Raw genomic sequence first — 246 nt, 5'->3', positions numbered from 1 at the left:
CTTAAAAAAGATAATGATGCTTTAGTGAAGTTATCTTGGGGAAAATGGGTTTGGAGATAGGTGAGTAATTCTTTGATGATCTCAGTTTGAGATTTGATTTTATCAAAGGGATGAGTATTTGTCTGGTTTAAAGTTAAATATTTTAAGGCCTGAAATATTTTTGTATGTTGTTTATCTAAAAAAGATTGTGGATCAATGAGCTGAAAATAAAAACTTAATTGCTCAGCTTTATTTTGGTTCATATAG

1 pseudogene is annotated in these 246 nt (G+C 28.9%); it reads right to left on the bottom strand.

The window, feature by feature from the left end:
- Positions 1-246 (bottom strand): annotated as a pseudogene (locus RI01_RS02985) (replicative DNA helicase); the annotation flags it as partial.

The sequence above is a fragment of the Italian clover phyllody phytoplasma str. MA1 genome, from assembly GCF_000300695.1.
Lineage (GTDB): Bacteria > Bacillota_I > Bacilli_A > Acholeplasmatales > Acholeplasmataceae > Phytoplasma.
The sequence above is the reverse complement of the archived record's forward strand: the minus strand, read 5'-3'. Positions and strand labels throughout refer to the sequence as shown.